Origin of the sequence: Arcanobacterium hippocoleae (assembly GCF_040360365.1) — a bacterium.
GTDB lineage: Bacteria > Actinomycetota > Actinomycetes > Actinomycetales > Actinomycetaceae > Arcanobacterium_A > Arcanobacterium_A hippocoleae_A.
Genome location: NZ_CP136412.1, coordinates 1,202,414 through 1,216,909 on the forward strand (window position 1 = coordinate 1,202,414; position 14,496 = coordinate 1,216,909).

The 14,496-nt window shown below is 48.9% G+C and carries 10 protein-coding genes and 1 pseudogene; 6 read left to right on the forward strand and 5 right to left on the reverse strand.

All coding sequences use genetic code 11. From position 1 onward, the window contains the following. Positions 1-16: 16 nt before the first annotated feature. Positions 17-1,333 carry a type I-E CRISPR-associated protein Cse1/CasA gene (locus tag RQN30_RS06260; RefSeq protein WP_353061712.1) on the reverse strand — a complete coding sequence of 439 codons (1,317 nt, stop codon included), beginning with the start codon at positions 1,331-1,333 and terminating at the stop codon, positions 17-19. 256 nt (positions 1,334-1,589) lie between these two features. Here RQN30_RS06260 and RQN30_RS06265 point away from each other — a divergent pair, with 256 nt between their 5' ends. The 5 genes from RQN30_RS06265 to cas2e all read left to right on the forward strand — a co-directional run bounded on the left by RQN30_RS06265 (position 1,590) and on the right by cas2e (position 6,243). Next, positions 1,590-2,255 (forward strand): type I-E CRISPR-associated protein Cas6/Cse3/CasE, encoded by a 666-nt coding sequence (locus RQN30_RS06265; RefSeq protein WP_353061713.1) that lies wholly within the window; start codon positions 1,590-1,592, stop codon positions 2,253-2,255. Positions 2,256-2,312: 57 nt separating this feature from the next. Further along, the gene (gene cas3 / locus RQN30_RS06270; protein WP_353061714.1) at positions 2,313-4,766 is read left to right on the forward strand and encodes a CRISPR-associated helicase Cas3'; all 2,454 of its coding nucleotides are present in this window, start codon (positions 2,313-2,315) and stop codon (positions 4,764-4,766) included. 186 nt (positions 4,767-4,952) lie between these two features. Then, positions 4,953-5,597: a CRISPR-associated endonuclease Cas1 gene (locus RQN30_RS06275; RefSeq protein ID WP_353061715.1), complete on the forward strand. Its 645-nt coding sequence runs from the start codon at positions 4,953-4,955 to the stop codon at positions 5,595-5,597. Continuing rightward, positions 5,597-5,941: a CRISPR-associated endonuclease Cas1 gene (locus tag RQN30_RS06280; RefSeq protein WP_353061716.1), complete on the forward strand. Its 345-nt coding sequence runs from the start codon at positions 5,597-5,599 to the stop codon at positions 5,939-5,941. Before RQN30_RS06275 ends, RQN30_RS06280 begins: the two co-directional genes overlap by 1 nt. After that, positions 5,941-6,243, forward strand: coding sequence for a type I-E CRISPR-associated endoribonuclease Cas2e (gene cas2e / locus RQN30_RS06285; RefSeq protein ID WP_353059733.1), 303 nt, complete (start codon positions 5,941-5,943; stop codon positions 6,241-6,243). Before RQN30_RS06280 ends, cas2e begins: the two co-directional genes overlap by 1 nt. Before the next feature lie 550 nt (positions 6,244-6,793). Here cas2e and RQN30_RS06290 read toward each other — a convergent pair. Both RQN30_RS06290 and RQN30_RS06295 read right to left on the reverse strand, forming a co-directional pair. Then, on the reverse strand, positions 6,794-7,099 hold the full coding sequence (locus RQN30_RS06290; protein ID WP_353059734.1) for a hypothetical protein: 306 nt from the start codon (positions 7,097-7,099) through the stop codon (positions 6,794-6,796). A gap of 335 nt (positions 7,100-7,434) precedes the next feature. After that, the gene (locus RQN30_RS06295) at positions 7,435-8,625 is read right to left on the reverse strand and encodes a hypothetical protein (RefSeq protein WP_353059735.1); all 1,191 of its coding nucleotides are present in this window, start codon (positions 8,623-8,625) and stop codon (positions 7,435-7,437) included. Positions 8,626-9,151: 526 nt separating this feature from the next. Here RQN30_RS06295 and RQN30_RS06300 point away from each other — a divergent pair. Then, entirely contained in the window at positions 9,152-9,478 is a 327-nt protein-coding gene (locus RQN30_RS06300) for a hypothetical protein (protein ID WP_353059736.1), read from the forward strand. Between the two features lie 548 nt (positions 9,479-10,026). Here RQN30_RS06300 and RQN30_RS12565 read toward each other — a convergent pair. Both RQN30_RS12565 and RQN30_RS06310 read right to left on the reverse strand, forming a co-directional pair. Then, entirely contained in the window at positions 10,027-10,488 is a 462-nt protein-coding gene (locus tag RQN30_RS12565) for an InlB B-repeat-containing protein (RefSeq protein WP_491608719.1), read from the reverse strand. Between the two features lie 227 nt (positions 10,489-10,715). Then, positions 10,716-14,249 (reverse strand): annotated as a pseudogene (locus tag RQN30_RS06310) (glycosyl hydrolase family 95 catalytic domain-containing protein); the annotation flags it as partial. Positions 14,250-14,496 lie beyond the last annotated feature (247 nt).

Consider the following 14,496-nt stretch of genomic DNA (forward strand, 5'->3'; position numbering starts at 1 on the left):
ATCCGTTCGCCAGCTTTTATGCGTTCCTCATCTTTTTATTTTTCCGGCGGAAACAACTTGTAATCGTTTTATAAATTGACCAAACGAACGCTGCTTCTTCAGAAATATGCACTTGATCCTCGTAGTCAAGGTCGAATCCCCAGAGCTGCGGATCAGGTACAAATACCTCAGACGCTCGAATTGTGGGCGACGAAGCAGTGCCTTCGATTTGGTGCCGGTAAAACACTGGCGTGCGCGTCTCGCCGCCGTAAGGGTAAACGTTTCCGCTGCCCGCCTGAATCAGGGCTGCAATCTTGCCCTCTTTCGCCCACTCAACAGCTAAATCGGCACCATCACGCCCAAAATCAATACGCTGAACTTTTAGCTCACCATCTTTGTTTGGGATATGAAGGTACATTGGATCGTGTTGGTTGCGCGCGTCCCAGAATTCCTTGAGCTGCGTTTCGCCTTCTTTATTGGTGACGGCAAACGGGAACCACTCTGGGGGTACGCCGCCAACACGCACACCCGTGAGAACCATTTCACCATCCTTTGATTCCCAAAAACCGACAGCAGTATTGGAACTCCACGTAGAAACCCATAGCGGATGAATCCCACCGCTCTTCAGGCGCGATGTACGGAGTTGCCGGTCTGCCCATGCCGGCAGACCTGCGCCTTCCACCCATGATTGCGGAAGCGCAGCAAGCAAGGATCCCAAAAGGGAATGATCTTCATAACGCCAGATAAACTCCGTTGCAGCATTACCTTTCCCGAGGAAGCGAATACCTGGAGCACCCATGCGTGTTTTATCGCCATCATAGTTGTTATTACCAGCCATCGAGTAATAGTGATAGGTGACAAGCTTCAAAACCGCTTCGCCAAGCGGCAGCTCACCCGGAAAAGCCACAATTAAATTCCAGTAGTCTTCTCCTTGTGCAGAGGGCATCGACGGCGATAGCTTCTTGACTTCCAAATTAGCACGCCCAATCCGCCGAGAGGCGTCTTTTGCTGATGTTGGCGCAAGCGCCGGGCGCTGCATAAACGGCATCTTTGAATCGAATACATCTGCTGCCGTGCCCAAATCAGCAATCGCCGCATCAACCGCAGCACTTGAAAGCCCTTCCGTGAGTAGTTTTTCTGGACGGTAAAGCGTCACTCGTCCATTGGCTATTTCGTGGCGAACAGCGAGCGCTGTAACCGACAACAAGAAACGAAACTGAGTAGTAATCTCGTATGCTGGCAAACTCTGGTCAAGATCGAGATTAGCGTTGTGCGCTCTCAGAAAAACTTCACGCGGTGTAAGAACCCCAATATTAGTTTTTACCCAAGCGATATCAGTTAATGCGTGAGCCACTGCAAAAACCCCACTTTCTTAACGACTTTCAACATATTATGAAGTGAATCATAAATAAATCAAGAAGTCAATTAAAACTAAAATGTCCGCTATTTTCAAAGATATGTTACGCTAAGACAAAGTGGGGGTGCCGCCGTCCGACGCCACCCCATTCCCCGCAGCGGCGGGGACTTATAAAAACAAAAATAGAAATACCCCCGACCGGCGAGGAACAGCTACATCCTAGCATTCGCCTCGGATTACTCAAGGAGACGCCATGCCATCTGTTTACCTTATCAAGTATCCGATCCATGTGGCACTAGCTCAACGTGCAAAGAACAAGCCAGCTAACGGATGGGATATGGTCAATCCAAATTTCAGACACCGTGCCGTGATGGCGCTATTTGACCAGATAGATAGCAGCACTCCGCGAAGCGAAGCGGGAATCTTATTCCGCACAGAATATCTCGCTGGTCAAGCACCATTTTTCCTCATTCAGTCCCTGATTGCTCCAGTGAATCTGCCAGACGGAGCCGAGATGAAACAGATTGAATTGCCTACATACCCGCAAGGAACCCAAATCCACTTCCAAGCCAGCATCAACGCAATTCGGCGAGATTCAAAGCATGAATCAAACAGATATAAGGCGATTCCCGTCCCGTTCGACGGGTCAGATGAAGCAAATACTTATTCAAGCATGACACCTTGGCTACAGCAAAAACTTGCACCGGCACTAAGCGAAGTAACGATTACAAACCATCGACGCGAATTACTCGGTGCGGATAGAACTGGACGCACCGCTAATGCTTTCACCGTTCAAGTAGATACCGTCGCAGGCCTTGCCGTCGTTGCAAATGAAGATGCGCTTAACGCACTCACGCTTAACGGAGTTGGACGCGCCAAATCGTATGGGTGCGGGCTGATTACCGTCCAAGCGATATAAGCAATCTCTACTAAATTCGCTCCAAAAATCCTGAAACAAACGGAATTGGCAAAACCTATGGATACACGGACTGAGCTTTGGGCCAAGCATAATGGCTTTCACGATGCTTATCCCCTGCTTGCACACCTCCTTGATACGGCGACAGTCGCTGGCGCGCTGTACAACCTTTGGCTTCGCCAAGGTTTACGCGATCTTTTCACTGAATTTCTCGGGCCGCAGGCGCGCAATATTGTGCAATGCGTGGTCGGATTACATGATGTTGGTAAAGCTATACCGATGTTTCAACTACGCCCACACGATGAAGATTCATGCTGGAAAAGTATTCGAGAAGCAATTAATGCGACCGGAAAATACCACCCCACCCGTAAGGACTCCTCGCTTACGAAATATCAGAACGAAATCGCGAGACGGCACGAGCGTTGGTCTGCATTAGAGATCCAAGGCTCGTTCCCGGTACCCGGAAGTTATTCGCAAGAATATTGGCTCAGCCTTGTATTGAACGGGCATCATGGACGCTTCACATATTTTCCAGGGGACAATAAACGAGCAGCAGGAATCATTCGCAATTTAGACACCGCAGGCTGGGCCGCGGCTCAGCACGATCTCACCGAATGCGTTCTTTCAGCTTGTAAGCTGACGCGTGAAGATTTACCCGCAACTTTAGATCCCACCATTACGATTCTGCTCTCTGGAATAACGATTTTGGCAGATCGAATTGCCTCAGGTGAGCCGTTCGTCGAAGGCGGACTGGCATTGCTTAAAACATCTCCGAATATTCTTCACAATCCGATAGTATGGATTGCAAAGCGTACCAAAGAAGCAGAAATACGCATTCGCTCCACGGTAGGCGTTTATTCACCATGGAGCAGCCACGAATCTGCGCGATACGCTATACTTGGCTCCCGCAAACCACGGCCAATCCAACAAGCAGCACTTAAAGCAGCTGACGGCTTATGGTCGCTTATGGCTACCACCGGCAGTGGAAAAACTGAAGCAGCTCTGCTTCGCCATTCAACACGGAACGAACGTCTCATTTTCTTGCTGCCCACGCAAGCAACCTCGAATGCAATCATGAAGCGCGTACAAAAAGCATACGAAGATACAACTAATGTTGCTTCTCTTGCCCACAGTCTCGCTTCAATCGAAGATTTCTACCAGCAGCCGCTTTCGATATACGACGACGAAGCAAGCGGAGAAACAGCCGTCGATACACCAAGCGGCCTTTACCCGTCGTCATTCGTACGCGCTGGGGCTGCCCGTTTGTTCGCACCAGTGTGTGTCGGCACAGTAGACCAAGCATTAGCAGCAGCACTCCCCGGTAAATGGCTTCATTTCAGGCTGCTCGCGCTAGCCAATGCTCATATTGTGATAGACGAAGTACACACCTTGGACTCATATCAAACAAAACTTCTCGAAGAATTGCTCCCTTGGCTTGCGCATACACGCACCCGCGTCACATTCCTCACAGCAACCATGCCAAGTGCGCAGAGAGAACTATTAATGAATGCTTATGCTCAGCGAGAGTTAACACTTACCGCTCCAGCATTTCCCGCGATTGACGCAATTGAAGAAAATACCCTGACTTCATCTGCGCTTGCGATCCCGCCTGTTGTTACGAATCTTGAACTAATTGATGCACCTTATGATGAGCTAATATCTTCACATGTTGAATGGTGGCAACGGACTAGAAACCACTACCCTAAAGCCCGAATTGGCATTATTTGCAACACAGTCAGACGCACACAAGACCTTGCACAAAAAATTGCTCGCACGGGTGAGGAAGTAGTCGTCTTACATTCGCGTATGACGGCAGAGCATCGACGAATTGCTTCCGAAAAATTACTGTCGCTTATTGGCCCGCACGGAACTGGTGCAGCGGTAACGGTCATCGGTACTCAGGCGATAGAAGCATCGCTCGACATTGACCTCGACTTCCTAAATAGTGAAATCTGCCCTGCACCGTCACTTATCCAACGTGCTGGAAGACTATGGCGACGAACAGATGCTAAACGATATACGCGCTGCGGAGATCTTGAAAACAAACAATTAACCGTCACATGGATTACTGCTCGAAATCCGTGGCAACACCGGCCATACCTCTCAGCCGAGCTAAGGAGAACGCACGAGTGGCTGTGCCGTCACTCCGCGTTAGTCATTCCACACAATGCACAAGATTTTATCGACTCGTCATATGTGAGCTTTGAAGATGCCAACTCTGATGAAGATTTTGCAGCACTAGGCGAACGGACACTAGATATTATGAAAGGTGAACTCAATCGTGCGCCGATTACAAAAGCGCTCTTCCCAGAATCAAAAGTAGGCGACTTTAGTGCATTAACGACGGATGACGCCGCAAACGAGGCACGCACACGTCTCATAGATGACGATTACCAGTATCGCCTCATTCTCGGTAGCCATAATCGTGCAGCAGTTCCTGGTGCATGGAGCGGTAATGCCGAGCAGTTAATTGCGCTTCACTCCCTGACCAAGCTTCTATTCGCGTTGCCATGAAAGCATCTATGCCTGTATCGCTTTCTGCAAAAGCGCGAGAAATCTTAGAAGCTGCGGGCATGGAGAGTTTAAAAGCAGCTCATTCTCTACTCGCAGGATATTTTTCTTACCCAATGCCGAACGCTTTTATGATTCGACAGCAGGATTTACATTACCTAGAACTACTAGCACAGATGGTGCACATACATGAGTTATTCACAAGACGCCCTCACATTCAGCACGATCCCGCCAAGCTACCAGATTCGTATCGAAGATCGTGTATCTTTTCTATATTTAGATTATTGCCTCGTGCGCCAAGACCGCACTGGAGTTATCGCTATTCGTAACTCTCATAATGACGATAACGATAATGACGCTGACCCACATGACGATACTCCGATGCAGGGGGTTGATAGTGCGCAGATTCAGCGTCTCCAGTTACCAGTTGCTGGATTAGGCGTGCTGTGTCTCGGACCAGGAACAAGCATTTCCAATGCGGCAATTACATCATGCACACGCTCGGGATGTACTGTTGTTTTCAGCGGAGGCGGAGGCATTAATGCATATTCTCACGCCACACCTCTGACGTCATCAGCTCGTTGGGCGATTGCCCAGGCACGAATGTTTACATCGGATGAGTATCTGAAAGAAGCAGCCGTCAAACTTTACAGTAAGCAATTTGGCGCCCAGAAAATGCCGACGGCACGGATTGCGGCCATGCGAGGCGTTGAGGGCAGGATGATGCGTAACCTCTATCGCGAGGAAGCGAAAAAGCGAAGATTCGCGGATTTAAGCGAGATACAAAAGCTACAGACCCTGTTAATACTGGACTTAATGTTGCCAACTCAATAATGTATGGACTTGCTGCGACAGCATGTGCCGCAATCGGCGTGAACCCTGCACTTGGAATTATCCATCGCGGCGACATCCGAGCCTTACTATTCGACCTTGCAGATTTATATAAAGCACGCATCGTGATCCCACTCGTTTTTCGACATGCACACGACCAAAATCCGATCGAATCAATCAGGAAAGAGCTCCGCCAAGAAATCTTCAAAAGAAAGCTGATGGAAGATCTGTTAGAGACTCTAATGATGGTCCTCAAACCACATCTTCCCGATCGTCATGACGATCGTTTGATCGATGATGAGGGTGAAGTCGCTGGACATATACGATACGACAAGGATGAAGAATAGTGTTTTCCGTGATTTCCGTGACGGCTGCTCCTGAACATGTGCACGGGTATGTTACACGTTTCCTAATCGAGGCAGACACTGGTTTGTATGTTGGAAATATATCTCCAACAGTATGCAAAAGACTATGGGAGCGCGTAAGTTCCACCATTGAAGATGGTCATGCCACTATGATTTATAGTGATTCATCGCGAGAGCAGGGATTTGCAGTGAGAACTGCTGGAAATAATTCAAACCAGATTTTCGATTACGAAGGACTCTTCGTGATCTCTGCACGTCCTGGACGTGCACAGCAAAATTGCTAAGCACCCAGCAAAACCGCAGGTGAGTTAGTCTCTTCCCGCACACGCGGGGTATTTCCAGGAGTGTCAGTCTCAGCTCTCTTAAATCCGCCTCTTCCCCGCACACGCGGGGTATTTCTAAGTATTTGGCTTCTTTCAAGCTGATTGGCGTCTCTTCCCGCACACGCGGGGGTATTTCCAACTTAGCCATCACACTCACACCCCTCACGCTCTCTTCCCCGCACACGCGGGGTATTTCCAAATTCAGTCGCTGCGAATGTACGGGCACTAGCTCTTCCCGCACACGCGGGGTATTTCCGAATAGCTGGTGTAGCGAAGATAGATATCATACTCTTCCCGCACACGCGGGGGTATTTCCGAATAGCTGGTGTAGCGAAGATAGATATCATACTCTTCCCCGCACACGCGGGGGTATTTCCATCTAACTCAGCAAGATTTAGACACTTTCGGTCTCTTCCCCGCACACGCGGGGGTATTTCTTCCCATTCCCCGCCATAAGATTTGGTGGCTGTCTCTTCCCGCACACGCGGGGGTATTTCCGGCGAAGGAAGATCTACACCAAGATTTGCCAACTCTTCCCCGCACACGCGGGGGTATTTCCGTAAATGACGCGCGTTTTTTCGCTAACCGTTCCTCTTCCCGCACACGCGGGGGTATTTCCTAGCTGGGCGGTGTCTTGCTTGATTTTATATACTCTTCCCCGCACACGCGGGGTATTTCCCGCAATTTCTTTCCCTTCATGCAGAAGTTTTTCTCTTCCCCGCACACGCGGGGGCATTTCCGGGAAATTCTCACGCGAAGTCTCAGCATCTAACTCTTCCCGCACACGCGGGGGTATTTCCGAATACTGCTCAGGCAACCCGCGTGCAACATCCTCTTCCCCGCACACGCGGGGGTATTTCGATGTTTGGAGAGTTTTTCTGTGAGGGCTTGTGCTCTTCCCCGCACACGCGGGGATAATCACGGTAGTTATAAATTGTTTGTGCCGTGTTTGCTTCTCTTGTGAGTGCAGGTATGTACATTACTGTGAATATAGGAATGCATGAATCAGCTATCAGAGTACGTTACAGCGAGAAAAGACAACTTACTCTGATTTCAAACAGCACACAAGCACTCTTATCTTTCATTTCTATATTTTTGAGTTGCTTTGGTGCAGCACGCATAGTATTTACTTCGTCACTCAGGAGTAAGCTCCTATTTTTTTGTTTGTTCACATTTCGTGATGTGTTTGTTTACTTGTTCTATTTGCCTGTTAATACCTGTGATGATTTTTTCGATACGGGCTTGGGACATGTTGGGATTTAGTCCAAGCAGTGCTTCTACTTCGTTTGCGAATCCGTTTAGCTTGTCTGGATGAAACCAAGAGAAATCAGACAAGAAATCTAATTGCCGTGACGGAGCAAGACCACTACGCCCAAACGGTTTTGCAATGTATTCATAGTCTTTGTGAGTATCTAAAGATTCCGTGTTACACCACAGACTGTTGCCTGTGTCAAAGATCGGAGCAAAACGTGTATATTCAAGCGTTTCCACATTCCTTATCACTCCAAAGTTTTGATAGTGCCTGTCGAAGTTACCCACTATGAAGTCACAGACAAACATTTTAGATAAGTATGTTTGCACGTCTTTTAATCCCAAACTTTCAAAGCACGAAACAAGAAATTGATAATCGTTTTGCGAGTTCGGTTTTTTCCGATTTTGAATAATGTGCAGTGCAGGTATCAGTTCTTCATCTTCTTTGAGCATATTAGGGCATACGCAGTAGGTGCGGTGTCCTTCGTGATAGAACGTGTAGGGAATATACTCATCTTCTGATAACAGTTGTTGGTGAAGACGTGTAGCGATAACTTCGTTATAGACTTCTTGATTAGCAAAACCGCTTCCACTTTTAACAAGCAGTCTTTGCCCGTCAACAAGCGTCCATTTTTTACTTAAATCTCCACCTACTGTTGAGTTAGGAGACATCAGGTTCGGGTCTTGAGTTGAGGAATCTTGTCCGAGTGTGAGGATGCCAAGATCATCGGTAAAGGCATTATCAAAGAAGTTGATAGTGCTCCACTCTTGAGGATGGCTAGGGTCGTTTATCCAGTATCTATCAGAGAGAGATAGACCGAAGCTTTTCTCTGCAAGGGCAAGCGTAGTATTAATATCCAGCGTCTCCATAAGCTGTTTAAGTTGAGCACGCGATGCAGGAATAGCACGATGCTGCCACCAACTATCCAGTGCTGCCCTTGTGATATTTCCTTTCACGTCGATCACGGCTGGAGGTGCATAGCTACTTTCGTGCAGATTGAGAATCTTTACAACATGATGTGTCTCTATGTCATATAAAAAGTCAAGTATCACACGATTTTTATTCATCAACACATATTTCACATTACTCATACACAACAGCTCCCTTCTGTAACACTAGTAAGCCCCGCACACGCGGAAATTATCCTGCCTTCCCCATTTTATGTCATAATTCATATGTGTCGTAAGCCCCGCACACGCGAGGATTTCCGCAAAATGAACTGAAAAGAAAATTTCAATATGGAAAACTAAGGCTATGAATATACAAGGAAAACCCCGAGTCAATATGACTGAGCACACTAAAGCTTTAGTGTTGATAATGGCTGAAAAAATGCAAAAACTCGGGATTACCCAAAAAGAGCTTTCAAAAAAACCGGCATTTCAGAGCCCACGCTAAGCCGAGTTTTCAAATTTTCCCGCGTGCCAGATCTGAACGAGGTAGAGCAAATCTGCTCCACGCTAAACCTGCGCTTATCAAGGCTGGCTATACAGGCAGAGGATGCTCTAACCCAAACCCCGCAAACCCCTAAAACTATCCCAGCCTCACCGCGACCCGACGCTTTCATCAACTAACTACAAATACCTCACAGTCAGAAAATACGCGCTAGCAGCACAACTTGTGTCCGCGCCGATGCTCGGTTACTTCTATGCGCGCACACCTCAGGAGATGCAGGGCCGCTCAGCTGCGATTATGACGGTAGCTGGGATGGGAATCGGCGCTTTCGCACCTTTAGTATCTGCCTGGCTGGTCGCCGCAAACCAGCAGATTTCCGGCTTCATCGGCGGAGGTGTACTGATGGGGATTTGCGCAGTTATCTTCTTCTCTCGCATAAAGTGCGCGGAATTGGCTTGCCCGAAACCTGGGCCGTCGAAGCCTAAAGCATGGCAGAGTGAAAGTGTCCTGGGTCTTCTTCCTAGGCGTTTGCCATGTTTTTATTTTCTCTGATGTGCCGGCAATGCGCCAGTAGTCGTTCGCAACTTCGAGCGGCGTGTGGTAGTCGAGTCCTTGGTGGAGACGAGTCGTGTTTGTGCTCTGTCCCCTGAAAGTTGGATAACGCTGAACAGCTTCCACTTTATTTTGAAAGGATACGTTGACTTCATAGGTTTCTCCGCAAGAACAAGACTGCCATGAATCTGCAAACAATCCCACAAATTCTGCGAAGTTTTACAACCAACTCCAACCACACACGCCAGCGGAAAACCCCAACCATGCTCAAATAACTCAACAAGCCGCTCACGCTGTTCAACACTAGCCCTACTCGATGCAAGCATAGAAATACTCCCTGAAAGAAGGAACTGAATTAACCAGTCCAACTTTCAAGGAGCACTTCATTGAAGAGATAAGAGAACTAGTACTTTGATACAAGGATGACGGCAGGAGCTGATTCACAGGATTTTTCCTTCAAAGAGATGAGAAAAGTGGCGGGTTTTCAATGTGCGTATTGAAAACCTGCCACTTTATTGCTGAAACAGTGTTTTAAAGGAGCGTAATCATCACGCTTTATGATTACGTTTGACTGCTATGCTGCCGAGAGCAAGCAATGCGAGCGAACTAAGCATGAGCCATCCGGAAGCGGATCCAGTATGCGGCATTTTATCCAGTTTCTTGTCTGCTGATTCGGGTTTCTCCTTCCCTGGTTGCACAGGTTTCTCAGGTGTTGGGTCGGCTGGCTGATCACCATCTGGCTGATTGCCGCCTGGCCGATCCGGTATCACTAGCGGTTTATTTTTATAGAACGCTTTTAACGTCACTTCGTTACCAGGCATAGTGAACGTGAGTCTTGGCGATGTCTGCTGCTCATCCGTGAGAGTAACACCCTGTACATTCCAGCCAGCAAAAACCTGACCATCCGGGGCAGCAGCAGCTTTTACCGTCACCGTATCGCCAGCTGGTGCAGCACTCACCGCAATATCGCCAACGGAAGCAGTCGCATTCGTCAGGTTGAGATTCCACATCTTGATTTCCGCTGCAGGGAACGTATGCTCCCATTGTGCATTGTTGGGGCTGCCCAATACGTATCCAGTCAAAGCTTCAGCGGTCACTGTTACTGTCACCTCTCCAGTACCTTCTACTGTGATCGTTCCCGTCACCGGCTCGCCATTCACCTTGTACTGCACACCGGTCAGCTCCGGGATTGTGTACGTGCGGGCAGTATCATCCCATGTAGGTTCCTGCGGTGTTACCTTTTGATTAGCAGGAGCTGCACTGAGCATATAGGCAGTACCGGCAGTGGTGGGGAATAGGATATGCGTATCGTCAAGGATTGTCGGATTGATAATCGTACCTGCCGTATCTTTAACGACCATCGTTCCGGCACCTGGGAAAGCGAGTACAGCCTGATTCCCCTTGTGTGACGTGACTTTCAGATTAGCGATGGTTCCTTGCTTCCAAGTCATATCCACGTCGAAATTGCCGCGTGCTACAAGCCCGTGAGCAGAGCCGTGCGCTGCCCACGCATCTGGCAGAGCCGGCAGCAGATTAATATAGTTCCGGTATGCTGTGCCGTCTTTCATATAGGTGCTGTTGCTCTGCATAAGCATTTCGTTTACCCCGCTGGTATTGCCGAAATTGCCGTCAATCTGGAATGGAGGGTGAGCATCAAACAGATTAGGATACATGGCGCTCTTGATCTGTTTTTCAATCAGCGTATAAGCATGGTTGCCATCGCCTGTGCGCGCCCATGCATTAATGCGCTGTCCAACACCCCAGCCAGTAGCGTCATCACCACGCGTTGTGAGTGAAACTTTTGCTGCGTCCATATAGTCGGCATTATCTATCGTGATGAGATCTCCAGGGAAAAGTCCCAGCAGGTGGGAAAGATGACGGTGATGATGATCGGCCTGATAATCACGAATCGGGCTGCCGTCAGACATTTTTCCAATCGCGCCTTCAAAGAACCATTCTTTGATCTGCCCGCTGGCTCCTACCTCAATCGGCTTGAGCAGTGTTAATGCGCATGTCCAGGATCGATTTGCGTCCGCGTTGATCCATGCACCAGCATCATTTTTCTTCCAGTTATCGGCTGAGCAATCTCCTGTGCCGTGCACGAGATTCTGATCCACACCCAGCGTTGTGGCAGATTCAATGGAATCGTTCAGGAGCTGCCACACGAGCGCACTTTCATATGTGTTGCCGTCAGTGCCTTGCGGGCCATGCTCAGGAGAGTAAGCCACACCTGTCGTGAGTCTTGGCTTGCCGTCTGCAGCAGGCTGGCGTCCTTTATGAAGCATATAATTGATGTAGAAATTAGCTTCTTCTTTCAGCAGAGGATAGACACGCTTGTTCAGCAGATTTTGATCCCCGTGTATTCCCATGCTTCGTAGACGTTTTGCAGCAGCCAAGGCATTGCTGCAGGGCTCCAGCCCCACGCAAATGCGTAACCTGGAGTCGTCCAGCCATAGGCGGTGTTTTCCGTATGAACCATATAGCCGTTGCCTTGACCGATTTTTGTGCCTGGCTCTGTTGATGCACCGGCGTAGATCTTCGCCGTGATGCGACCTGGCTCTACCAGACTCTCAGCGTAAGCAATAAGAGGCTCCGCAAGTTCAGCCATATTGCCAGAATATGTGGGCCAATAATTCATCTGCAGATTCACGTTCATGTGGAAATCAGATCCCCACGGGGTAGCGCCATGCCCATTGGAATCTGCCGTGCTGCTCCAGATCCCCTGTAAGTTGGAAGGGAGCTGGCTGTTTTCACGTGATGAAGCAATAGTGAGATAGCGTCCATACTGGTAGATAAGCATTTCGAGTTCGCGCTTTTGTTCCTCAGTCGCTTGACCAGTTTTATATTTGTCAATCAGCTTGTCGGTGGCGATTGCTCCGGCATCTGCATGTCCGGATTGTCCAAGGTCGATGCTGACTCGATCATAGTATTGTGCATGATCCTCGATATGGGCAGCTTTCACTGCATCGAATCCTTTGTCAGCTGCATTCTGCACATAGCCAGCCACGCGCGTATCGAGTGTTTGCTCATTTTCTCCACTGCGGTATTTGGGCCATTCATTCTTATATTCTGTGGCAGCAGCGATATAGAGCGTGACGCCAGCAGCGTTCGAGATTTTCAGTTCGCCGTTTTCTCCAGCGGAAACTGTGCCCTCGCCGTTATCAAGTACGGCTTTAATTTTGGCGTTATAGAGTAAGCCATTATTAGCCAGAGCGCCGCGCACTGTGAGTGTATCGCCAGCTATGACGGATGTTTCTCCGTTTTTCAGTGCTCCCGGATTTGTGGGGAACGTGATACCAAGGTTCATTGCGCCTGCTTGTTTTGCGGTGAGGCGAGCAACCATCACATTATCAGGATTGGATACAAAGAATTGACGCTGATAGTCCACGCCATCTTTAGTAAATGCGACGTTTGCAAGAGCCTTCGATATGTTGAGGCTGCGCTTGTAGTTTGTGACGCTAGCATTATCGAAACCGTAATTAATGTAGATATTTCCCCAGTTTTGATACGCTCCTTGCTCGGCTGGGTTCTCTCCGCCGGTGAGATTGTTGGGATTGACAGTCTGGCTGCCGTTTTCAAGCTGCTTGTTCAGCTCGCGAAGCGTAGCTCCGTTGCGGCCTTTGGACTCATTATTTCCGCCATTGTAGGTTGATGTGGTTCCAGGTCCGCCTGTCCAGAGCGTTTCTTCATTGAATGTGATACGTTCTCTGGACACCTCGCCCCAGATGGTGCCGCCCACTTTGCCGTTGCCGACGGGAAGGGTGGTACGCTGCCATTTGTCGTTATCATTCCCGCTGCCGATGGATCCTGCGCTCACAGATCCGTTCGGAGTTTGCGAGCTGGGGGCGGTGTACCATAGCAGCTCGTCATGTGTAGTATCTCCATCGCCTTCATCTGCGGTGCTTGATACCACATACACGTTAAATGTGGCAGTAATTTTAGGGTCGCTCTTGAGAGCCACCTTAATAGGGTATGCTCCTACATGGTCAGCATGAAACTCGGAAGAATCAAGGGTGTACTGGTCTGCAGCGAGCTGTTCGCTCGTGCCGGACACGTGATTTTTCGTGACCGCTAAACCGGCGGGGTCAAATGCTTCACCTTTGTTGTACGTCACTTTTGCAGGCAAAGTAGTAATAGCAAGACTCGTCTCCGGCACGGCTTCTGTTATCACCATGCGAGGAGCCATTTCCTGTGCGCTGCCCGGCAGTAAACCTCCTGCACCTTCGGTTGATGCAAAACGCAGCTCTTTTCCTTTGTTTTCTTGAACAGCGAAAGTAATGACTTTCTTATCTTGGGCAAACTGCTGTTCAACCAGTGCGGTGACATCTATTTCGACGGTGACGGCATTGTCAGGATTGACTGTAATAACATCGGCTCCGTAGGTGACAGAACCATACTGGAACGCAGCTGAGGTAGCCGTGTTTTCAGAGGAGACTGTAAAGTTGGGTCGTTTTGCCCACGTAGCGGTATTCGCGCCGCAGGTCTGTGCGTTATCCGTGCATTGTGCCGTATCGACAGGTGTCACACTTATCGTGGCGGTATCAGTGGCGGTAGGATTTCCGCGATGCCCGAGATATGTAAGCTGGAATTTAGCGCTTTGCGGAGCTTCAGTAAGAGAGCTGAGATTAAACTCTACCAAGCCCATTTTGGCATCTGTGCCATCGTTAGTATCTGTGCTGACAAACTTTTCACCAAAGTCTCCTTGGTTCAGAGGTTTGAGGGCTCCCAGATACGGTTTATCTGCTTTGACTCTATTTTTTCGTTCATCCACGCCTGCAGAGTTGTATCTGCACTCGCATAGATAATTTTCTCCCCAGCTGCTGCTGCGGGACTTGTTCCTCCGCCTATCAGTGCTGTTGCCAATAAGGCAATGGCAGAACCAAGAGATATGGAGCGGGCTGTTTTTCCGCGTTTCATATAGATCTCCTCGCGTAGTGCTTTCTTTGTTTGTGGTGTGATTACGTATTTACTGTTTGCTTATATGTGATTCGTTCGCCCATTACCGCTGCTGTTGTTTC

What these genes read in the sequence shown, in the direction of transcription:
- cas3 (WP_353061714.1), top strand. Translation starts at nt 2,313, where the DNA reads ATGGATACACGGACTGAGCTTTGGGCCAAGCATAATGGCTTTCACGAT.
- RQN30_RS06265 (WP_353061713.1), top strand. Translation starts at nt 1,590, where the DNA reads ATGCCATCTGTTTACCTTATCAAGTATCCGATCCATGTGGCACTAGCT.
- RQN30_RS06295 (WP_353059735.1), bottom strand. Translation starts at nt 8,625, where the DNA reads ATGAGTAATGTGAAATATGTGTTGATGAATAAAAATCGTGTGATACTT.
- RQN30_RS06275 (WP_353061715.1), top strand. Translation starts at nt 4,953, where the DNA reads ATGAGTTATTCACAAGACGCCCTCACATTCAGCACGATCCCGCCAAGC.
- RQN30_RS06280 (WP_353061716.1), top strand. Translation starts at nt 5,597, where the DNA reads ATGTATGGACTTGCTGCGACAGCATGTGCCGCAATCGGCGTGAACCCT.
- RQN30_RS12565 (WP_491608719.1), bottom strand. Translation starts at nt 10,488, where the DNA reads ATGTGGAATCTCAACCTGACGAATGCGACTGCTTCCGTTGGCGATATT.